Annotated in this window: 25 protein-coding genes; 23 read left to right on the plus strand and 2 right to left on the minus strand. The window is 37.3% G+C overall.

Translation table 11 applies throughout. The annotated features are described in order from the left end of the window. The first annotated feature begins 47 nt into the window (after positions 1-47). The 4 genes from dapE (at position 48) to SJPD1_RS02990 (ending at position 3,707) form a co-directional block, all read left to right on the plus strand. Positions 48-1,160, plus strand: a complete 1,113-nt coding sequence (gene dapE / locus SJPD1_RS02975) for a succinyl-diaminopimelate desuccinylase (RefSeq protein WP_096045897.1) — start codon at positions 48-50, stop codon at positions 1,158-1,160. Beyond that, positions 1,157-1,528, plus strand: a complete 372-nt coding sequence (locus tag SJPD1_RS02980; protein WP_087437826.1) for a RidA family protein — start codon at positions 1,157-1,159, stop codon at positions 1,526-1,528. The genes dapE and SJPD1_RS02980 overlap by 4 nt, the downstream gene beginning before the upstream one ends. A gap of 105 nt (positions 1,529-1,633) precedes the next feature. After that, positions 1,634-2,974, plus strand: a complete 1,341-nt coding sequence (locus tag SJPD1_RS02985) for an FAD-dependent oxidoreductase (protein ID WP_096045898.1) — start codon at positions 1,634-1,636, stop codon at positions 2,972-2,974. 43 nt (positions 2,975-3,017) lie between these two features. Then, a complete protein-coding gene (locus tag SJPD1_RS02990; RefSeq protein WP_096045899.1) occupies positions 3,018-3,707 on the plus strand; it encodes a class I SAM-dependent DNA methyltransferase in 690 nt (229 codons plus the stop codon). On the opposite strand, the gene SJPD1_RS02995 is transcribed toward SJPD1_RS02990, so the two are convergent. Then, on the minus strand, positions 3,704-4,198 hold the full coding sequence (locus SJPD1_RS02995) for a hypothetical protein (protein ID WP_096045900.1): 495 nt from the start codon (positions 4,196-4,198) through the stop codon (positions 3,704-3,706). The two genes, SJPD1_RS02990 and SJPD1_RS02995, sit on opposite strands and share 4 nt — an antisense overlap. 79 nt (positions 4,199-4,277) lie before the next feature. Between SJPD1_RS02995 and SJPD1_RS03000 the strand changes: the two genes are divergently transcribed. Together SJPD1_RS03000 and SJPD1_RS03005 are read left to right on the plus strand one after the other, a co-directional pair. After that, entirely contained in the window at positions 4,278-4,733 is a 456-nt protein-coding gene (locus SJPD1_RS03000) for a GNAT family N-acetyltransferase (RefSeq protein WP_210394407.1), read from the plus strand. 90 nt (positions 4,734-4,823) lie between these two features. Next, positions 4,824-5,981, plus strand: a complete 1,158-nt coding sequence (locus tag SJPD1_RS03005) for a S41 family peptidase (RefSeq protein WP_096045901.1) — start codon at positions 4,824-4,826, stop codon at positions 5,979-5,981. Here SJPD1_RS03005 and SJPD1_RS03010 read toward each other — a convergent pair whose 3' ends face one another. Further along, the gene (locus SJPD1_RS03010) at positions 5,982-7,034 is read right to left on the minus strand and encodes a chemotaxis protein CheX (RefSeq protein WP_096045902.1); all 1,053 of its coding nucleotides are present in this window, start codon (positions 7,032-7,034) and stop codon (positions 5,982-5,984) included. A gap of 128 nt (positions 7,035-7,162) precedes the next feature. Here SJPD1_RS03010 and SJPD1_RS03015 point away from each other — a divergent pair, with 128 nt between their 5' ends. From SJPD1_RS03015 to atpC, 17 genes are all read left to right on the plus strand, one after another. Beyond that, positions 7,163-7,615 (plus strand): hypothetical protein, encoded by a 453-nt coding sequence (locus SJPD1_RS03015; RefSeq protein WP_096045903.1) that lies wholly within the window; start codon positions 7,163-7,165, stop codon positions 7,613-7,615. Between the two features lie 81 nt (positions 7,616-7,696). Continuing rightward, a complete protein-coding gene (gene pyk / locus SJPD1_RS03020) occupies positions 7,697-9,142 on the plus strand; it encodes a pyruvate kinase (protein WP_096045904.1) in 1,446 nt (481 codons plus the stop codon). 201 nt (positions 9,143-9,343) lie between these two features. Next, positions 9,344-9,652 carry a 50S ribosomal protein L21 gene (gene rplU / locus SJPD1_RS03025; protein WP_096045905.1) on the plus strand — a complete coding sequence of 103 codons (309 nt, stop codon included), beginning with the start codon at positions 9,344-9,346 and terminating at the stop codon, positions 9,650-9,652. A 140-nt stretch (positions 9,653-9,792) separates the two neighbouring features. Next, a complete protein-coding gene (rpmA, locus tag SJPD1_RS03030; RefSeq protein WP_025343852.1) occupies positions 9,793-10,053 on the plus strand; it encodes a 50S ribosomal protein L27 in 261 nt (86 codons plus the stop codon). Between the two features lie 119 nt (positions 10,054-10,172). After that, the gene (gene obgE, locus SJPD1_RS03035) at positions 10,173-11,279 is read left to right on the plus strand and encodes a GTPase ObgE (protein ID WP_096045906.1); all 1,107 of its coding nucleotides are present in this window, start codon (positions 10,173-10,175) and stop codon (positions 11,277-11,279) included. Then, positions 11,260-12,027: a glutamate 5-kinase gene (gene proB / locus SJPD1_RS03040; RefSeq protein ID WP_096045907.1), complete on the plus strand. Its 768-nt coding sequence runs from the start codon at positions 11,260-11,262 to the stop codon at positions 12,025-12,027. The genes obgE and proB overlap by 20 nt, the downstream gene beginning before the upstream one ends. Positions 12,028-12,102: 75 nt before the next feature. Continuing rightward, positions 12,103-13,020: a methionyl-tRNA formyltransferase gene (fmt, locus tag SJPD1_RS03045; RefSeq protein ID WP_096045908.1), complete on the plus strand. Its 918-nt coding sequence runs from the start codon at positions 12,103-12,105 to the stop codon at positions 13,018-13,020. Continuing rightward, positions 13,001-13,636, plus strand: a complete 636-nt coding sequence (locus SJPD1_RS03050; protein ID WP_096045909.1) for a biotin--[acetyl-CoA-carboxylase] ligase — start codon at positions 13,001-13,003, stop codon at positions 13,634-13,636. Before fmt ends, SJPD1_RS03050 begins: the two co-directional genes overlap by 20 nt. Further along, the gene (locus SJPD1_RS03055; RefSeq protein WP_025343857.1) at positions 13,633-14,418 is read left to right on the plus strand and encodes a ParA family protein; all 786 of its coding nucleotides are present in this window, start codon (positions 13,633-13,635) and stop codon (positions 14,416-14,418) included. Before SJPD1_RS03050 ends, SJPD1_RS03055 begins: the two co-directional genes overlap by 4 nt. A 4-nt stretch (positions 14,419-14,422) precedes the next feature. Next, the gene (locus SJPD1_RS03060) at positions 14,423-15,277 is read left to right on the plus strand and encodes a ParB/RepB/Spo0J family partition protein (RefSeq protein WP_096047777.1); all 855 of its coding nucleotides are present in this window, start codon (positions 14,423-14,425) and stop codon (positions 15,275-15,277) included. A 142-nt stretch (positions 15,278-15,419) separates the two neighbouring features. Beyond that, positions 15,420-15,842, plus strand: a complete 423-nt coding sequence (locus tag SJPD1_RS03065; RefSeq protein ID WP_096045910.1) for a FoF1 ATP synthase subunit B' — start codon at positions 15,420-15,422, stop codon at positions 15,840-15,842. Between the two features lie 13 nt (positions 15,843-15,855). After that, positions 15,856-16,371: a F0F1 ATP synthase subunit B gene (locus SJPD1_RS03070; protein WP_096045911.1), complete on the plus strand. Its 516-nt coding sequence runs from the start codon at positions 15,856-15,858 to the stop codon at positions 16,369-16,371. Then, on the plus strand, positions 16,371-16,901 hold the full coding sequence (locus tag SJPD1_RS03075) for a F0F1 ATP synthase subunit delta (protein WP_096045912.1): 531 nt from the start codon (positions 16,371-16,373) through the stop codon (positions 16,899-16,901). Before SJPD1_RS03070 ends, SJPD1_RS03075 begins: the two co-directional genes overlap by 1 nt. Positions 16,902-16,948: 47 nt before the next feature. After that, the gene (atpA, locus tag SJPD1_RS03080) at positions 16,949-18,454 is read left to right on the plus strand and encodes a F0F1 ATP synthase subunit alpha (RefSeq protein ID WP_096047778.1); all 1,506 of its coding nucleotides are present in this window, start codon (positions 16,949-16,951) and stop codon (positions 18,452-18,454) included. Positions 18,455-18,463: 9 nt separating this feature from the next. Beyond that, complete coding sequence (atpG, locus tag SJPD1_RS03085) at positions 18,464-19,348, plus strand: ATP synthase F1 subunit gamma (RefSeq protein ID WP_096045913.1); 885 nt, start codon at positions 18,464-18,466, stop codon at positions 19,346-19,348. Between the two features lie 33 nt (positions 19,349-19,381). Beyond that, positions 19,382-20,779: a F0F1 ATP synthase subunit beta gene (atpD, locus tag SJPD1_RS03090; RefSeq protein WP_096045914.1), complete on the plus strand. Its 1,398-nt coding sequence runs from the start codon at positions 19,382-19,384 to the stop codon at positions 20,777-20,779. Positions 20,780-20,798: 19 nt separating this feature from the next. Next, on the plus strand, positions 20,799-21,194 hold the full coding sequence (gene atpC, locus SJPD1_RS03095) for an ATP synthase F1 subunit epsilon (protein ID WP_087437843.1): 396 nt from the start codon (positions 20,799-20,801) through the stop codon (positions 21,192-21,194). Positions 21,195-21,197: the final 3 nt, after the last annotated feature.

The following is a 21,197-nucleotide window of genomic DNA, read 5'->3' on the forward strand; positions in this document are numbered from 1 at the left end:
AGAAAGAGTATCAACTCTAAACGATACTTCTTTAAAATAGAGGAATGATGTTAACAACAGAAGAACTTTTCTTAAAACTTTTACGCTTTGTCTCCGTAACACCTCATGATGATGGTGCTTTTGCGTTTATAAAAGAGTATTTGAATGATTTTGACGTTATCGAAGTGAACGTTGAAGAAACGAAAAATCTCTTTTTATATAAACGCTTTAGCGAAGGCCCCCATCTCTGTTTTGCGGGACATATTGACGTTGTACCCGCTGGGTTTGGATGGCAGAGTGAGCCGTTTGAACCTATCATTAAAGAGGGTGTTGTCTATGCTAGGGGTACGCAAGATATGAAAAGTGGCGTGTGCGCATTTTTACAAGCACTGAAGCAGACAGATTCTTTCAAAGGGACACTTTCAGTACTTCTTACCAGTGATGAAGAAGGAGATGCTAAACATGGCACTATTGAACTCCTCAAAGCGTTAAAAATTCGTTCTTTCTTACCAGACTATGCCATTGTAGCGGAGCCCACATCCGAAACAGTTTTTGGAGATGCCATCAAAATTGGGCGTAGAGGTTCTATCAATGGGGTCATTGAAATTACAGGCAAGCAAGGTCATGCGGCTTATCCTGAAAAAGCGGTCAATCCTGTCCATCAAGTAGCTTCCGTACTGCACAAACTTGCAGGTCATTTACTCGACAATGGTGATGAGGATTTTACCCCTTCCCAAATGGTTATTACTGACATTCGCGGCGGTATGGAAGTCACCAATGTCACTCCTGGAAATCTCAAGATTATGTTCAATGTCCGCAACTCAACTCAAACCGATATAGAAAAAATTCGTCTCTATGTAGAAGACGTTCTTCAGGGAATGAACTTTAGCCTCAGCCTCAGCCAAAGTGCGCAACCTTTTATTACATGTAAAGATTCTTTAATTATCAAAACACTCAAGAATGCGCTTTTACATGTAAACGGAAAAGTACCTAAACTTTCCACGGCGGGTGGAACCAGTGATGCACGTTTCTTTGGTAATTTTGGTGTTGCAACCGTCGAGTGCGGCGTGGTTAATGACACGATTCATGCTCCCAATGAGTGCTGCCCTTTAAGCGAAGTAGACTCTTTAGTGTCGGTATTTAAAACTGTAATTGAAAACTTTAAAAAGGAAGTTCTATGAAGATTGTTTCAACAACCAATGCACCTGCTGCTATTGGACCCTATTCGCAAGCCATTGTTGTGAACGACATGGTGTTTACTTCGGGACAAATTGCACTCAAACCCGATGGTAGCTTTCTAGAAGGTGATGTGGAAGCGCAAACCACTCAAGTATTGGAAAACCTCAAAGCAGTGCTTAAAGAGGCGGGAAGTAGTTTGAAAAAAGTGGTTAAAACAACCATTTTCTTAGCAAACATGGATGACTTTGCAAAAGTCAATGAGGTGTATGGCTCTTTCTTTAAGGAGAATAAACCTGCACGCAGTACGGTTGGCGTGAAATCACTGCCTAAAAATGCCTTAGTTGAAATCGAAGCAATCGCTGTAAAGTAAAAATTTTATTTTAAAGGTCTAAAATCAATTTTATTTAAAGTTGTTGTAGGACTTTTTATAATAGAATATCGCACCCTAAAATCTTAGAGTAGGAAGTTGTTTAGCATGACAAAAAATCACTATGACGTCTTGGTCGTCGGTGGCGGAATCTCAGGTGCAGCTCTTTTTTATGAGCTTGCAAAATATACAGACGTTAAGCGCATTGCGCTTGTCGAAAAATATGAGCGTTTAGCAAAATTAAATTCTGCTGGAACGTCAAATTCTCAAACCATTCACTGTGGTGATATCGAGACTAACTATACTCTAGAAAAAGCGAAAAAAGTCAAAGAGACTGCAAGCATGATTGCAAAATATTGTGTTGCGCATGGACACGAAGGTAAATTCTTATTTTCGCATCAAAAAATGGCAATCGGTGTGGGTGATACCGAAGTTGCTTATATGAAAAATAGATACGAAGAGTTCAAAGAACTTTATCCGTATTTAGAAGTCTTTGACAAAGAAAAACTCGCCAAAATTGAGCCAAAACTCATTTATGACCTTGATGGCAAAGAACGCCCTGATAACATTGTTGGTGTGGGTGTCGAAGGTGGGCAGTACAGTACTGTTGATTTTGGTGCCATGACAGAGAGTTTGGTTCATGAAGCGCAAAAGATTGAAGGCAAAGTCGCTGATGTCTTTTTGAACTCTCAAGTAACCAATATTACCAAACTTGGTGATATGCATGTTGTGATGACCAAAGATCAAACGTTTACGGCTGATTTTGTGGTAGTAAACGCTGGTGCACACTCCCTTTATCTTGCACACGATATGGGATTTGGTCTTGACTTTGCATGTTTACCCGTTGCAGGTAGCTTTTATATGACAAAGAAAAAAATGCTTAATGGTAAAGTTTACATGGTTCAACACCCAAAACTTCCATTTGCAGCATTGCATGGTGATCCTGATATTTTAGCCGATGGTTGTACCCGTTTTGGACCAACGGCATTGGTTCTTCCAAAATTGGAGCGCTATACAGGCGGTACGTATCTTGATTTCTGGCAAACATTACAGTTTGATAGTAAAGTGGCGAAAGTCTTTTATGATTTGATGAAAGATAGCGACATTCGAAATTATATCTTTAGAAACTTCTTCTTTGAAGTTCCTAAATTTGGTAAAGAGCTTTTCATCAAAGATGCGCGCAAAATTGTTCCATCATTGCAACTGGACGAGATTGAGTACGCCCATCACTTTGGTGGTGTAAGACCTCAAGTAATCAACAAAACAGAGAAAAAATTGATGTTAGGTGAAGCAAGCATCAATCCGGGAACGGGCATTATCTTTAATATGACGCCAAGCCCAGGTGCTACAAGCTGTCTTGGTAATGCCAGACGTGACGTAAAAATCGTTTGTGAATACCTAGGCCGTACTTTCAACGAAGCGCTCTTTAAACAAGAACTCGTCGACTAAATCTTATGGGGCTTTGAAATAAAGCCCCAAACAAAGCTTATCTATGATAAATCCTCTTGATCTTTACGCCAAAATCGAATCTTTAATCGGTTTTGATGCACAATATGAAAAACTCTACCAGATCTATTTGAGTTTGTTAAAACCTTTACATGTAAAGACTGTTTTAGATGTTGGATGTGGTAATGGCACGTTTTTGAAGCATTTGCAAAACGAGCAATTTGATGCCTATGGCATTGATAGAAGTGTTGCTATGGTTGAACGCTCCCTTACTTTAGGTGTGAATGCAAGTACCAAAGAGCTAGAGGAGTTTGGTGAAGCTTCGTTTGAATGCGTTGTTGCCATCGCAGATGTTCTTAATTACATCTCCCCTACAGAGATAGACTCTTTTTTGGAAGCAGTCGCAAGGGTTTTACCCAAAGAGGGTTATTTTATCTTCGATGTTAACACGCTGTATGGTTTTGAAGGTGTGGCAGATGGCGTTATGTGTCAAGATAAGGAAAACCAATTTTTATGCGTTGATGCAACATTTTCTGATAAAGAATTGTTAACAAAGATCGTTTTATTTGAAAAAGAGGGTGAGCTTTACCGCAAAGTTGAGGGCTCGATAACACAATACTTTCATCCACTTTCATTTTTCAAAAAGCTTAAAATGTTTAAACTCTGCTCTACCAAACCCGTCACACTTTTTGGCGACGAGTCTGATAAAACTATTTTAATTTTGCAAAAACGTTAACCCATTTTTTGTAAAAATGTGTTGAGCATTGAGTTTTGCTGATCTATCTTAGTGTCCGTATTAAGTTTATCCATGAGTTGTTTGCGAAAATCACTCAACATTTGGTCTAAACTTGCTAGTGCTTCGGCTCGCGCATTCCCAGTTAATGGAGGTTGAGCATCGGCACTTAATCCTAGTTTGTCTTCTAATTCTGCTTTTTTCTCTTCAATCATTTTTTCAATTTTTTCATTGTTATAATCTTGGAAAAAAGTAAGAGCACCTTTTGTTCCTAAGGTTTTTTTGAACTCGTCTACCATCATATCCGATTCTGTTGGTTCGGTCGCTGCTGGTTTATTGGGATTAACATTGTTACTGTTATTGCTCGCAAGTTGACTTTCCAACTCATCAGCGAAAGAAGAAAGGGCTGAATCCTCTTTTTTGGGCGCTATACTTGTACTCGTATCTGTAAAGATGGGTCCAATGTGCATTCTGTTGTCATCGGTTATTGTCATTATGACTCCTTTGATTGGGTTGTTTCTAACAAGCAAAAAAGGTTCCTATGTTAGAATAACAAAAAATAAAGGGGATAGCATGATGCGTGTTGATGAGGCAAAAAATTCTGATATGGAATCTTTAGTTGATTTACTGATACTTCTTTTCTCCCAAGAGGCTGAATTTACTCCCAAACGTGATAGTCAACGCGCTGGTCTTCAGCTCATTTTAGACGATCCACAGGTTGGGACACTTTTCGTTTTAAAAGAGGAAGACAAAATCATCGGCATGGTCAGCCTTTTATGGACAATCAGCACAGCATTGGGTGGACGTGTTGCTTTTTTGGAAGATATGGTAGTTGATACTGCATGGCGAGGAAGAGGCGGTGGACATATGCTGGTTGAACATGCCATAGCTTATGCAAAAAAACTTACATGTAAACGCATTACACTTTTAACGGACACTGACAATTTAGCCGCACACCATTTTTATCAGCAGTTTGGATTTCAAACCTCTGTGATGCAACCTATGCGTTTGATACTGACTGATCAATAAAAAGAGTATGTCATAAGTGCATAAACATTTTTGCAAAAAATATCTGAAAGTAGTACCATACAACATTATGATAGAGCTTAGGAGATATTTTTGAGACGTTTTTTTGTGTTAGCCTTCACTCTTTTGAGTATGCTTAATGCTGCCAATACACCAGCATATGATCCTGCGACTTTGTATCAAGAGGTTGTTCAGAAAATTAAAGATGAGTCCATAACTTCTGTTGATGAAAAACGACTGATGAACAGATGTTTGGATGGAATGGTCAATAGTGTTGATCCAAATGGGCGCTATTTGAACGAAGAAGAATATGAAACGTTATACCTCAGTTCTAAAGCAGTAGCTGGAGTTGGACTATTTTTGGCAGAAAAGCATAATCATATCTTTGTAAAATCGGTCGTTGATCACTCTCCTGCACAAAAAGCAAATCTTCAAAAAGACGATGAAATTGTTCAGATTGACGGGATACTGGTTCGTGACTTAAATTTTGAAGAAGTTGTCGCAGCACTAAGGGGGTCACCCAATACGAAAGTAAAATTAGGTATCTTAAAACCTAATAGTTTTAAATCTATTGAAGTACAAGTCATGCGTAAAGTTGTGACGATTGATTATATTACTTCCTTGATGTTTGAAGGCGATATAGCCTATGTTAAGGTGAGTTCTTTTGCACAAAATGCCCTTTTAGAAATGTTGGATGACATACAGTATCTTTATAATCTTCAACACAATAAACTAGACGGGATGATTTTGGATCTTCGCGATAATCCCGGTGGGTATTTTATCAGTGGCATAGCCCTTACGTCACTCTTTTTAGAGAAAGATAAGCCTATCATTAATGTGAAAAGTCGGCACAAAGAAGAAAAAAAGCAGTATATCAATACACCACAAGATTATGACGGAATGGAATATGTTGAAAAAATTGAAGCACTCTCTTTTTTAAAAACCATTCCATTGGTCATTTTAGTCAATAATGACTCCTCTGGTAGTTCTGAAATCGTAGCTTCGGTATTGCAAGAGTATAATCGTGCAACAATTATCGGCACTCCAACGTTTGGCAAAGATACTTTTGCCACTCTTTTCCCTCTATCTACTACTGCGTCAGCCGTAAAATTTGCAACAGCAAGGTGGAGCACTCCAAAAGGGAAAAGTGTTTGGCCCAATGGAGTAACACCCAATATTGAGGTTATGCAAGAGAGCGAAGAAGACGATAAACCCTTAAGTGAGGCTTTACGTGTCTTAAAAAAGAAGTAATTACTTCGTGATAAACATGTAAAATGGTTTTTCATCCAACTGCATATCAATCCAAACGCCATTAGAACCCAAAGTATCGCTAAGGGCTACTTGTAAAGAGAGATAGGTTTTAGGAAGTTCAAAGAGCACTTTGAGTTTTTTGTTAGAAAAAATTGCTTTTGCAGAACCTGTAATAATATTACAAAACTCCGCAACCCCATCAACAATCGCAGCCGTGTCATCTGCTTCAAGGCTCTCTCCTAGCATAGCCTCAAGTGCAATAAGAGCAAGTTCTCTTGGAAATATAAGAAAGAAAGAACCGGAAATCTCACCTTTAAATTTCATAGCCGCAATAATCACTTGCGGTGGAATTTTTTCATTAAACGGTCTGATCTCGTGTTTGATTTTTTGAGCTTCAAGACCTGTAATTGTGACGAGGGAATTAACGGCCGTATCAATAAAAACAGGGAGATTCATAATGAGTTGTCTAGAAAGTCCTAAACTTTGTGTAGCCGAAACTTTGCTTTTTGATTGGTTGATCGCCGTATGGGTAATGGTCATATCGTATTTTTTAGCAGAGGCTTTGAGTTTAAAATCTTCTGCATCATGGGCATGAACAATCGAATATCCAAGCTTGATAAGTTCACTGGAAATTTTATCAGCATTCTCTTTATCATCATCATAAATCAGTACCGCAAGCTCTTTTTTGAGCGCACTTGGGTTAAAAAAAAGAAGGGCGGTGTTAATGTTTTGAAAGAGTTTAACCGATGTATTTGCGCTAAGTTTTTTGAGATAGGTAAACGTATCTTTTTTATAGTCACCAATGGCTATTGGAAGATCAATTGCTTGGCTAAGTTTTTCAAGTTGTGTTACAAGATTTGCAAGGTTTGGATCTTCTTTAACAAAAGGAGAATAAGGAGCTTCTCTGAGTGAAACAAGAATACCTTTAATGTTTTTTTCTTTCAAAGAAATTTTTTGACCCAAGATCGTATTGCACAAAACTGTATTACGGCTCTCAAGAATAGTTTCATTGTAGTTAAAAATTAAAATAGAATGTTGGATGGTGTTTGTCATGGACTTCGCTCAACCGTTTTATTAATTAGGATTATGAGTATAGATAATAGCACAGAAAGCTTTTAATTTGGTTGAAATGATCTAAGGTATAATACAAGCTTACAAAAATTAAGAGGTATAAAAAGTCGATGAAATCTCATTTTGTGGACATTGATAACGCAGTTAAACACTATGTTGCCAATGAAATTGACATTGAAAAAAATAAGGAACTCGAAGAGCTGATATTTTTTTCAAGTTATACAATTAAATTTGATGTTTTTAAGAAAGCAACGAATAAATTAAAAAAAGTATTGCATCAAAGCCTTCCTCATGAGATGCACATGTGGGAGGTTGATGCCTTGTATGTCATTCAAAAATATCAGCTTGAAATTGATTATGGCAGTGCACGTTATACCTATTTACTTCGTGCTCTTCTCAAAGGACAAATAAAAATCAATGAAGCTGTGATGAAGCATTTTGTACAATTATGTAAAAGAGCACACTCGTTAGAGTATGTTCAAAGTCGGGCAGAACAGATCTATCGGCTTTTGTTTGAGGAGATGGAAAAAATAGATATGCGTAAAAGTTCATCATCACTTTAGGTGTTACATGTAAGGCTTATGATATAATTTGGTAACAATAAAGTGATACAATTGAACTCATTTTGAAAGAAGGAACTAAAGATGGATAAAAAGACAAAAATCCTAGCAACCGTTGGCCCAGCAAGTGATAGTGTAGAGATTTTAGAAGGATTAATTAATGCTGGCGTAAACGTATTTCGTCTCAATTTTAGCCATGGTACTCATGAGTATCATGCAAGTACGCTAGCAAAAATAAGAGAAGCAGAAAAAAATGCACAGAAAAAAGTAGGTGTTTTACAGGATATTTGTGGTCCTAAAATTCGTGTTGGAAAGCTTGAAGAAGATTTTTACCTTGAAGAGGGTGATAAGCTTTATTTCACCAAAGAGCAGATTGTTGGTAAAAAATTAGAAGAGGGTAAATATGAGCTCTGCATCAATCAGCCTCAAATCTTAGATATGCTTAAAGAAGATGAATATATCTATTTGTATGATGGTAATATTCGTGCACGTGTGATTGAAGCAGGCGATAAAATTGTCACTGAGATTGAAAATAGCGGTAAACTTTCTTCTAATAAAGGCGTTAATTTTCCAAATACTGTTATTAATATTGAAGTTATCACACCAAAAGATGAAGCGGATCTTTTGTGGGGTGCTCAGCATGGTGTTGACTTCGTAGCCGTCTCTTTTGTCCAAAGTGCTAAAGATGTTTTACATGCAAGAAGAATTCTTAAAGAGCATAAATCTCGTGCACATATTTTTGCAAAAATTGAGAAGTTTGATGCTGTTGAAAAAATTGATGAAATTTTAGCTGTAAGTGATGGCATTATGGTCGCTAGGGGAGATCTTGGTATAGAAGTACCTTACTATAAAGTACCTAGTATTCAAAAAAGGTTAATTGCCAAAGCAAATGCTGCTTCAAAGCCCGTTATTACTGCAACGCAAATGCTTCTTTCCATGGCTGAAAAAGAGATGGCAACACGCGCTGAAATTAGTGATGTCGCAAATGCCGTTCTTGATGGAACCGATGCGGTCATGCTTTCCGAAGAGAGTGCAATTGGCAAAAATCCAATTCATGTTGTTGAAGTCATGGCCAATACGATTAGAGAGACTGAGATGATTTATCCTTATGGTAAATTTGAGGTTTATCCTTTCTTGGACGAAACAGATATCATCTCCTCATCTACCGCACGTTTGGCAGATCGTTTAGGTGTTGAAGCGATGATCTCACTCACCAGCTCAGGAAAATCTGCTAAAAAATTGGCACGATATCGTATCAAAGCGGATATTTATGCTGTAACGCATGATGAACGTACAGCACGTTCGTTAACGATTGCATGGGGTATCAAACCAATTATGAATATAGAAGCAAGTAATCTTAATATGATGCTTGGTAAAACACTTCAAAAAGGAATTGAGCGAGGATTGATTGATAAAGAAAAAACCTATATCGTAGCAGCGGGTTATCCAGCAGGCGTTGAAGGTAGTACTAACTTTATTCGCATCTTAAAAAAGGCTCAAATTGAATATTATACTGATATGGTCTTGTAAGTTTTTAATATAGCCAAAAAGCTTTGCTTTTTGGCTATATTAGGTATTTTTGTAATGTGACAGTTCTCTCTAAAAAGCCAAACTATCGCATTTTCTGTCGAACTGTGACAAACTAAGTGGGTTTTATTTTAATATTACCTTAAAGAAGGTTTAGGTAGAATCCATACCTCAAAATAAATCTCTCCCAAGAAGGACATACGCATGTATGCAATTATAAAAAATGGCGGGAAGCAGTATAAAGTTCAAGAAGGCGACTATTTAAATGTCGATAGACTTGACGCTCAGCCAAAAGAGAAAATCGTAGTGACGGAAGTTTTAGCTGTGAACAATGGCGAACTCAAAGTGGGTGCCCCATTCGTCAATGGTGCTACAGTAGAACTTGAAGTTGTTACTGAAGGCAAAGATAAAAAAGTTATTACTTTCAAAAAACGAAGACGTAAAGATTCAAAAGTCAAACGTGGTTTTAGAAGACAATATACTAGAGTAAAAGTTGTAAGCATTAAAGCTTAACCTACCTATAGAATTCTGCCAACTTCAGTTGGCTAGCTTTAGTGCCGTAGTGGCTAACGTAGCTTGAAGAGCTTGCTTTTTAAGCGTGTAACGGAGTTTTTCAAAACTCCGATTTAAGATACAAAAATTAGGAGTAACCAATGGCTCACAAGAAAGGTCAAGGAAGTACCCAGAATAATAGAGACTCAGCTGGACGTAGACTGGGTGTTAAAAAATTTGGTGGTGAGTTCGTACGTGCAGGCAATATTATTATTCGCCAACGTGGAACAAAAGTACATGTAGGCAATAACGTAGGTATTGGCGTTGATCACACGATCTACGCATTAATCGATGGTTTTGTACAATTCCAACGTAAAGATAAAATCAGAAATAAAGTTTCTGTTATCCCCGCAAGCTTGTAATTTAAAGGTGGAGTGCGCTCCACCCTCTTTTTTTTCCTCAAAAATAAAAATACCTCTAATGATTATACGTTTACATGTAATGATTAAAGGTATTATTCTACATACAAAAGGTTTTTACGATGTTTATAGACAATGTAGCACTCACACTAAGCTCTGGCAAAGGCGGCCCTGGTTGTGTCTCTTTCCGTAGAGAAAAACATGTTATCCAAGGTGGTCCTGATGGCGGTGATGGTGGACGAGGCGGCAATGTCTATTTTGAAGTGGATAAAAATACCCACACACTTTCACATTTTCGAAACAATCAACACCTTAAAGCAAAAAATGGCGAACCAGGAATGGGAAAAAAAATGTACGGTAAAATGGGTGAACATTTAATTGTTACTGTTCCTCCTGGAACGCAAGTATTGGATGCAGAAACAGGCGAAGTGCTTTTGGATCTTTTAGACGATACGGATAAAAAGCTTTTTTTAGAAGGTGGAATGGGAGGGCTGGGCAATACACACTTTAAAAGTTCCACTAACCAGCGTCCTGAATTCGCTCAGCCTGGACGTCCTGGGATTACCAAAGAGATAAAATTAGAACTTAAATTGATCGCTGATGTTGGGTTGGTCGGTTTTCCAAATGTGGGAAAATCAACATTGATTTCAGTTGTTTCCAATGCGCAGCCTGAAATTGCAAATTATGAGTTTACAACTATCACACCAAAACTAGGTGTTGTGGTCACGGATGATTATCGCTCCTATGTTATGGCGGATATTCCTGGAATTATTGAGGGTGCGAGTGAAGGCAAAGGGCTTGGTATTGAGTTCTTGCGCCACATTGAGCGTACAAAATTTTTACTTTTTATGGTGGATCTTGCCAATTACCGTGATCTTAAAGAGCAGTATTACACACTTAAACAAGAGTTACGAAAATTTTCTGAAAAACTTTCACTCCGTGATTATGCCATTGCGCTTACTCGTTGCGATACATTAAGCTCTGAAGAGATTAACCAAAAAGTAGATGCTTTCTTAGGACTTCTTGACCTTGAGCCGAATGAATTATCTCAAAAGTATAAAACGCGTGAAGATTTACATACATATTGCCAAGATGTGCATGAAAGAGAGAGAGCCTTACCATTCTTTGTAATGCCAATCTCTTCGGTTTCTAAAATTAATATAGATCCTATCAAGTATGCCCTATCTGATGTTATTACAAAGGTACGTGATGAGAAGAGTAGTCGTTAAGGTTGGCACACATGTGCTTAGCGATCAAAACGGTTTATGTGAAGAGCGTATTTTAAATTTAGTTGAATTTTTAGTAGCGCTCATGAAAAACCATGAAGTGATTTTAGTCTCTTCGGGTGCTGTAGCTGCTGGGTACTCTATTTTAAAACTTGATAAAAAAATGCTTCATAACCGCCAAGCAATCGCCGCAGTAGGGCAACCACAACTGATGGCAACCTATAACGAAAAATTAGAAAAATTTGGGAAAAGTGGCGCACAACTCCTTTTAACGGCAGATGACTTTGACTCACGAAAACGCTGTTTTCATGCTAAATGCACCATTGATACCCTTCTTGATAATGGCATTCTCCCTATCATTAATGAGAATGATGCAACAGCAACGGAAGAACTTGTTTTTGGAGATAATGATCAGCTCTCTTCCAGAGTTGCCTACTATTTTGGGGCAGACATGTTAATCTTGCTCTCCGATATTGATGGCTACTATGACAAGGATCCTCATAAACACGCGGATGCAAACATGCGCAAAATTGTCCATGAGATTGATCCAGCAGAACTTGAAATGGAAAAATCAACCAATTTTGCGTTTGCAACGGGCGGTATTGTCACCAAACTTAAAGCCGCAGACTTTTTGTTAGAGCGTAAAAAATCGATGTTTATTGCCAGTGGTTTTGATTTAAGCGATGTCAAAAGTTATATGATAGAGGGCATTCATAAAGGCGGAACACTCTTTACATGTAAAACGCTGTAAGAGAGAATTTCTTCGATTTTATAGCGTTAAAACCAAAGTGTTTATGTGAAGAATGAACATATACGAAGGATTAAAATGCGCATAGTCTTTATGGGAACCCCTGCTTATGCAACAACGATTTTAGAAGCACTTTTAAAAAACTCTGACATTGAAGTTATACTATTAGTAACACAAGAAGATAAGCCTGTTGGACGAAAACAGACGCTCACTCCTCCTCATATCAAAGCATGGCTTTTAGAACACGATTTACATGTAGAAATTTATCAGCCAAAATCTTTACGCACAGAAGAAGCTCACATCAAAATAGCGCAATTAAAGCCTGATTATATTGTAGTGGCGGCATATGGGCAGATATTACCTAAAAACATTCTTTCCATTGCTCCTTGCATTAACTTGCATGCATCGCTACTCCCAAAATATCGAGGTGCAAGTCCAATTCAATCAACACTGTTAGCCAATGAAACCTATGCAGGCGTGACCTCTATGCTTATGGAAGAAGGTTTAGATACGGGTGCCATGTTGGGTTTTTCATATCTCAAAATTAAACCAGAACATAATGCCCCTATGCTGTTTGATCTCCTTGCGGATGCCGCAGCTAAACTAACGATTATGACATTACAAAATTTTTCTTTGCTGACTCCACTTGATCAAGTAAGCGCTAATGCAACCCATTGTAAAAAGATCAAAAAAGAAGATGGTCTTGTTTCATTCGACCAAAGTGCACAGTCTATCGTTACTCGGTACAAAGCACTCACGCCTTGGCCTGGTGTGTTTTTAGATTCAGGATTGAAACTTCTTGATCTTGAGTTGTACAGTGATGGAGAAGAGACTCTTTCAGGCGTTATTAAAGAGATCAAAGCTGAAGGTGTTGTTGTTACATGTAAAAAGGGTTCATTGTTGCTTAAAACACTTCAGCCTATCTCCAAAAATGCAATGAATGCACTGGATTATATTCGAGGTAAAAGGTTAAATAGTGGTTATACATTGGTTTGATACTTTAGATTCTACCCACCAGTATCTTCTTAGCTCTCTTCGCGAAGGTACACTTCTTGCACCATGTGCTATTGGAGCTACCAAACAGACAAATGGTATTGGGAGCAGAGGTAATAGTTGGATTGGTGAAGTTGGAAATTTTTTTTTCTCATTTTGTGTAGAAGAGAAACAGTTACCTCCTGATTTACCATTAGCTTCTAGCTCTATCTATTTTTCTGCTTTGATGAAGCAGGTTTTAGAGGAGCAAGGCTCGAAAATATGGTTAAAATGGCCCAATGATTTTTACTGTAATACGAAAAAAATTGGAGGGATGATTACCACGAAAACGGGTGCAAATATTGTCTGCTCAGTAGGACTCAATATTAGCATTTCACCTAAAGATTTTGGAACTTTAGATATCATCGTCACACCAAATGCTTTAGCCAATGATTTAATTCAAAAGGTTGAGGAAAACATATCGTGGAAGAAAGTTTTTAGTAAATATAAGATAGAATTTGATCTAAATCGAAATTTTTCTTTCCATTTAGATGGCAAATTGGTCTCGTTACGTGATGCGATATTGTGTGATGATGGCTCTATAGAGCTAGAAAATAAAAAGGTGTACAGTTTACGATGAGTGAGATTATAGCGATAGCAAATCAAAAGGGTGGTGTTGGTAAAACAACGACCGCTATCAATTTGGCTGCCTCCTTAGCAGTTGCTGAAAAGCGCGTGTTATTGATCGATATTGACCCTCAAGCCAATGCTACAACAGGCCTTGGTTTTCACAGAAGTGACTATGAATACAATATCTATCACGTTCTTATCGGCAGAAAGCGTCTCTCGCAAGTCATTCTTGAGACATCACTTTCAACGTTACATGTAGCACCGTCCAATATTGGTCTAGTAGGTGTTGAAAAAGAGTTTTATGACAATAATACGAAAGGGCGCGAGCTCATTTTGAAAACAAAAATTGAAGAGATTAAAGATCAATATGATTACATTATTATTGATTCACCGCCGGCACTTGGAAGTATTACCATTAATGCTTTGAGTGCAGCAAATTCCGTCATTATTCCTATCCAGTGCGAATTTTTTGCATTAGAGGGTTTGGCACAATTACTGAATACCGTGAAATTGATTAAAAAAACAATTAATCCGACACTTGAAATTAAAGGTTTTTTACCTACGATGTATAGCACACAAAACAATCTTTCAAAGCAAGTTTTTGCTGATCTTAAAGAACATTTTAAAAGTAAATTGTTTGTTGACAAAGAGAGTGCTTCCTATGTAGTGATTCCTCGTAATATTAAACTTGCAGAATCTCCAAGCTTTGGCAAACCAATTATTTTATACGATGTAGAATCCCCTGGTTCTAAAGCGTACCAAAATCTTGCTAATTCGATTTTAGTGAGTTAATGTGATGAGCGCAAAAAAAGTCTTAGGACGAGGGTTAAGTGCTATTATAGATGATGTTGAAGAAGCCTATAAACAAGATATTGAGCAGGCTAAAGATTTAGTGCGCGAAATTGATGTTGAGCGCATTTCTCCCAATCCTTATCAACCACGTACACATTTTAATGAAGTTGCCTTAAAAGAGCTTAGCGAATCAATTAAGCGTCATGGATTACTACAACCTATTATTGTTGTAGCAAAAGATGATAATTATATGCTATTAGCAGGTGAACGTCGTTTACGTGCAAGTAAACTCGCTGGCTTAACTAAAATTAAAGCGATTGTTGCAGACATTGAATCAAAAAATCTGCGTGAATTAGCGCTGATTGAAAATATCCAAAGAGAAGATCTTAATCCTGTAGAGCTTGCCGTTGCTTATAAGGAACTTATTGAAGAGTATAAAATAACTCAAGATGGACTCTCGGAGATTATTCACAAAAGTCGTACTCAAATTACAAATACAATTCGTTTGTTAAGCCTCAGTGAGCAAACTAAAAAATATCTTGCTGAAGGCATTCTCTCTCAAGGTCATGCCAAAGTGCTTGTAGGACTGGAACCTAAAGATGAAGAGACGATTGTTAACACCATTTTAGGTCAAAAACTTAGTGTTCGCGAAACCGAAGCCTTGGTTAAAAAACTAAAAAGCGCAGACGAAACGATTGGTAAAAAAGAAAAAATCATTTCTGCTATTCCTGAAGAACTTCAAACACTCAAAAGCAGACTCAAAGAGCTTGGTTTTGAGGCTACACCAAAAGCCAATACCATTACAATTCATTTTAAAAACGGTGAAGCAATCTGTACTTTTTTGGAGCAATTGAAGTAATAATATTAGTTGTTTTGGTTAATTTAATAAACGATTTTCCTTTGCTGTGTTACAATTCGCGCAAAATTTTGATACAGCAATCTTGTTTGTGCTAAAAAATCTTAAAAATTGAGTCTGATCTCGAGCTAAAGGAGCAAGAAATATGTTGGATATTATCCCAGCACTGTTACTGGTGACTGGAACTGTATTTTTAGTTTTGTTAATACTTCTTAACAAAACACTTTATAGACCCCTTCTGGAGTTTATCGACAATAGAAATAACTCTATTAATCGTGACTTAGAAAATGCAGGGAAAAATGCCAGTGACGTTGTAGCCTACTATAAAGAAGTAGAAACGATTTTGTCTGAGGGCAAAATGGAAGCAGCTAAAATTAGAGAAGCTGCACTGAGTGAAGCAAAAGAAAAAGCTGCAAAAAAAATTGAACAAAAAAAGAGTGATCTTGAAGTTCAAAGCGTAGTATTCTTCAAAGCTTTAGAGTCAGAAAAAGATGAGTTTAAAAATGGTCTGTTGGCACAAATGCCTCTCTTCAAAGAGAGTATTTCTGCTAAACTGAGCCATATTTAAAAGGAGTATGTGGATGAAAATGAACTATATTTTATTTTTATTAGCTCCAATAGCACTATTTGCTAATGCGGGTGAAAGTGATGGTGCAAGCGATATCATCCCTCGAACCATTAACTTTTTAATCTTTGCTGCAATTATGTACTATTATGTTGCCGATGCTGCTAAGCAATGGTATTGTGGACGTAAAAACGAGATTGCAACAAAATTGGATTCTATTCAGGTAAAACTTAAAGAATCAAATAGTAAAAAAGAGAATGCCCTTCTAAAAGTTGAGGAAGCAAAAGCGAATGCAAGAGCTCTTGTTGAAACAGCAAAAAAAGAGGCGATTCTTTTAAGTGATAAAATAGCACAAGAAGCAGATGCTGAGATTGCAAATTTGTCAAAAACATTTGAAGATCGTATTGGTGTTGAACGTCGTAAAATGCAAAGAACGATCGTATGTGAAGTTTTAGATGAGATGTTCAAAGAAGGATCTATCTCTTTAGATAATGATGAGATGGTTAAAATTGTCAATAAGAAGGTTGCATAATGAGTGGAGCGATAGCAAAAAAATATGTTAATGCTCTCATGAGTGGATGTACGGATAGCGAACTTACAGAAGTTTATGGCGTATTGGTTCAATTGGTTGAGGCATTTAAGCTAGAGAAGTTTATTAACATTATTCTTTCACCAGACGTAACATCAAAATCGAAAGAAGAGTTGGTTCTCTCTTTGGTTGATACTAAAAACATAAAATTCCAAAATTTGATTAAATTGATTAATAGTAACGATCGATTAAAATTGATCCCACATATGGCTAAAGAGCTTAAATATCAACTCTCTTTGAAAAACAATAGTTTTGAAGGTAGTGTATCAACTAACTTTAAAATGAGCCAAACGCAAGTTGCTATGTTAGAAGAAAATTTCAGTAAAAAATTTAACGCTAAAATCAATTTAAATGCCAATGCAAATGCGTATCCTGGGATTAAAGTTGAGTTAGATGATTTAGGTGTTGAAGTAAGCTTTTCTCTTGAGCGACTTAAAGCTCAAATGACAGAGCATATTTTAAAAGCAATTTAATAATACATAGATAAAAGAAAGTTAAGGAGTAATGTGTGGGAGCAAAAATGAAAGCTGACGAAATCAGTTCAATCATTAAAGAGCGTATTGAAAACTTTGAGCTTAATGTTGATATCGAAGAGACAGGAAAAGTTATTTCTGTCGCTGATGGTGTTGCCAATGTTTATGGTTTGAAAAACGTTATGGCCGGTGAAATGGTTGAGTTTGAGAATGGCGAGAGAGGAATGGCATTAAACCTTGAAGAATCAAGTGTTGGTATCGTTGTCCTTGGTAGTTGTACTGATATCAAAGAAGGTTCATCTGTTAAAAGATTATCAAAACTTTTACGTGTACCTGTGGGTGAAGCATTGGTTGGTCGTGTTGTTAACTCATTAGGCGATCCTATTGATGCTAAAGGGCCTATTAATTCAACCGAAACACGTTTCGTTGAAGAAAAAGCGCATGGTATTATGGCACGTAAATCCGTCCATGAACCACTCCAAACGGGTATTAAAGCGATTGATGCGCTTGTTCCAATTGGTCGAGGACAAAGAGAGCTTATTATCGGTGATAGACAAACGGGTAAAACAACGATTGCAATTGATGCTATCATCAATCAAAAAGGTCAAAATGTTACATGTATTTATGTAGCGATTGGTCAAAAACAATCTACCGTTGCACAAGTGGTTAAAAAACTTGAAGAACACGGTGCAATGGATTATACTATTATTGTCAATGCAGGTGCCAGTGATTCAGCAGCAATGCAGTTCTTAGCACCATATACAGGCGTTTCTATGGGTGAGTATTTTAGAGACAGTGGTAAGCATGCCCTCATCGTTTACGATGATCTTTCAAAACATGCTGTTGCTTATCGTGAAATGTCATTGATTTTAAGACGTCCTCCAGGTCGTGAAGCGTACCCAGGCGATGTTTTCTATCTACACTCAAGACTTCTTGAGCGTGCTGCAAAAGTTAACGATGAATTAGGTGCAGGTTCTTTGACTGCTCTTCCAATTATTGAAACACAAGCTGGTGACGTATCAGCGTATATTCCAACTAACGTTATTTCAATTACAGATGGTCAAATCTTTTTGGAATCCGACCTCTTTAACTCAGGTATTCGCCCAGCAATTAACGTTGGTTTATCTGTTTCTCGTGTTGGTGGTGCTGCACAAATTAAAGCAACCAAACAAGTTGCAGGTACAATGAGACTTGACCTTGCTCAATATCGTGAGCTTCAAGCATTTGCACAATTTGCAAGTGATCTTGATGAATCAAGCCGTAAACAATTAGAGCGTGGTCAACGAATGGTTGAACTCTTGAAACAGCCTCCTTATGCGCCAATTCCTGTTGAAAAACAAGTTTTGATTATTTTTGCAGGTGCTAAAGGGTACTTAGATAGTATTGACGTCAAGTCAGTAAGTCGTTTTGAAGCGGAACTTAACTCTTATGTTGAAGCGAAGTATGCAGATATTTTTGAACAACTTAAAGCTAAAAAAGCGATTGATAAAGAGCTTGAAGAGCTACTACATAAGGCATTGAGCGAGTTTAAAGCGACGTTTGCAGTCAAGTAAGGATAAGCTATGGCAAACCTTAAAGAGATAAAGAGAAAAATCAAGAGTGTTCAAAATACTCAAAAGACGACACGGGCTATGAAGCTTGTTTCCACTGCAAAGTTGAAACGAGCAGAAATGGCTGCAAAGCAATCACGTGTGTATGCCGTTAAGATTAACGAAGTGCTCTCTGAAATTGCATATAAAATTAATCAGTACAAAAATGGTGCTGCTGAAAGTCGTTTCTTTGATAAAAATGAAACTCCAAGCACGATAGATGTTATTTTTGTGACAGCAGATAAAGGATTGTGTGGTGGCTTTAATATTCAAACGATTAAAGCTGTTCGTAACCTTTTAACCGAAAATGCAGAGAAAAAAGTGACGGTTAGACTTCGTGCTGTTGGAAGAAAAGGTATGGCATTTTTCAATTTTCAAGGAACTGAACTTTTGACCTCTTATGCTGGTGTAAGTTCATCTCCAAGCTATGAAAAAGCACAAGAAATTATTCAAAGTGCCATTAATGATTTTGTCGAAGGTAAAACAGATAAAGTTATCTTAGTCCATAATGGTTACAAAAATATGATTTCACAGGAGTTAAAAATCGTGGATGTTGTACCTGTACAATCTCCTCTTGAGACACTTGAAACGAGCTCTTTAATGGAATTAGAGCCTGATGAGAGTGGTGAAGAGATTTTGGACTCATTGTTACAAAAATATTTTGAATTCAATATGTATTATGCATTGGTTGATTCATTAGCTGCTGAACACAGCGCACGTATGCAAGCAATGGAAAATGCAACAAATAACGCCAAAGAACGTGTGGGTATTTTAACTTTGGCATACAATAAAGCTAGACAAGAGTCTATTACTACTGAACTCATTGAGATCATCAGTGGTGTAGAATCTATGAAATAAACTGTTTTGCAAAAAATAAAAGGAGAATATTCAATGAATGGATTAATTAGCCAGATCATGGGTCCAGTTGTTGACGTCGATTTTAATGGCTACCTTCCTAAAATCAATGAAGCGATTGAAGTGAATTATGAAGTAGAAGGCAAGAAACAACGTTTGATTCTTGAAGTAGCAGCACATTTAGGCGACAACCGTGTAAGAACAATTGCAATGGATATGAGTGAGGGTTTAACAAGAGGAATTGAAGTTAAAGCTTTGGGAAATCCTATCCAAGTTCCTGTAGGTGAAGAGGTTTTAGGACGTATTTTTAATGTCATTGGTGATGTTATTGATCAAGGTGCTGATGTTTCAAGAAAAACACTATGGTCTATTCACAGAGAACCACCAAAATTTGAAGAACAAAGTACAAAATCAGAGATTTTTGAAACCGGTATTAAAGTAGTTGATCTTCTTGCCCCTTATGCAAAAGGTGGTAAAGTTGGACTCTTCGGTGGTGCTGGTGTTGGTAAAACCGTTATTATTATGGAATTGATTCATAACGTTGCGTTTAAACACAGTGGATATTCAGTATTTGCTGGTGTTGGTGAGAGAACACGTGAAGGAAATGACCTTTACCATGAGATGAAAGATTCCAACGTTTTGGATAAAGTTGCATTGTGCTATGGTCAAATGAGCGAGCCTCCAGGAGCACGTAACCGTATTGCCCTTACAGGTCTTACAATGGCAGAATATTTCCGTGACGAAATGGGTCTTGATGTTTTGATGTTTATCGATAATATCTTTAGATTTTCTCAATCAGGTGCTGAGATGTCAGCGCTTCTTGGACGTATTCCTTCAGCTGTTGGTTATCAACCTACTCTTGCAAGTGAAATGGGTAGATTTCAAGAGAGAATTACATCAACTAAAAAAGGTTCAATTACTTCTGTTCAAGCAGTTTATGTACCAGCAGATGACTTAACTGATCCAGCTCCAGCAACGGTGTTTGCTCACTTAGATGCAACAACCGTACTTAATAGATCAATTGCAGAAAAAGGTATTTACCCGGCAGTTGATCCACTTGATTCAAGTTCTCGTATGCTTAATCCAGATATTTTAGGTATTGAACATTACACTGTTTCTCGTGGTGTTCAAGCAGTTCTTCAAAAATATAAAGATTTGCAAGATATTATTGCAATTCTTGGTATGGATGAGCTCAGCGAAGAAGATAAAGTGACAGTTGATCGTGCTAGGAAAATTGAAAGATTCTTATCACAACCATTCTTCGTTGCGGAAGTATTTACGGGGAGCCCTGGAAAGTATGTAACGCTAGAAGAATCAATCGCAGGATTTAAAGGTATTTTAGATGGTAAATATGATGATTTACCAGAAGCTGCTTTTTATATGGTTGGAAGTATCGAAGAAGTTATTGAAAAAGCTGCAAAACTAAAAAGCTAAGAAGCGATAAGGTTAAAAAATGAATACATTAAAATTAGAAATTGTGACTCCAACAGGTCAAATTTTTGCTAACGATGTAAAGAGTGTTACGCTTCCAGGCAAAGAGGGTGAGTTTGGTGTTTTACCAAATCACGCCTCTTTAGTAACGCTATTACAAGCAGGCGTAATTGATATTGAGCTTAAAGATGGCAATCATGATGTTGTTGCGATTAATTGGGGTCATGTCAAAGTCGATGAAAATTCTGTAACTGTTTTAGCTGATGGTGCTGTCTCAATTGGTGGAACTACTGAAAGTGAAGTAGCAAAATCTCTAGAAGCTGCTAAGCAACTTCTAGAGAGCATTAGTGACTCAGATGTCGCTATTGCTATGGCTACAGCAAAAATCGACTCAATTGCAAAAACAAGGAAGTTTTAAATC

Source organism: Sulfurospirillum diekertiae (assembly GCF_002309535.1).
GTDB classification, from domain to species: domain Bacteria; phylum Campylobacterota; class Campylobacteria; order Campylobacterales; family Sulfurospirillaceae; genus Sulfurospirillum; species Sulfurospirillum diekertiae.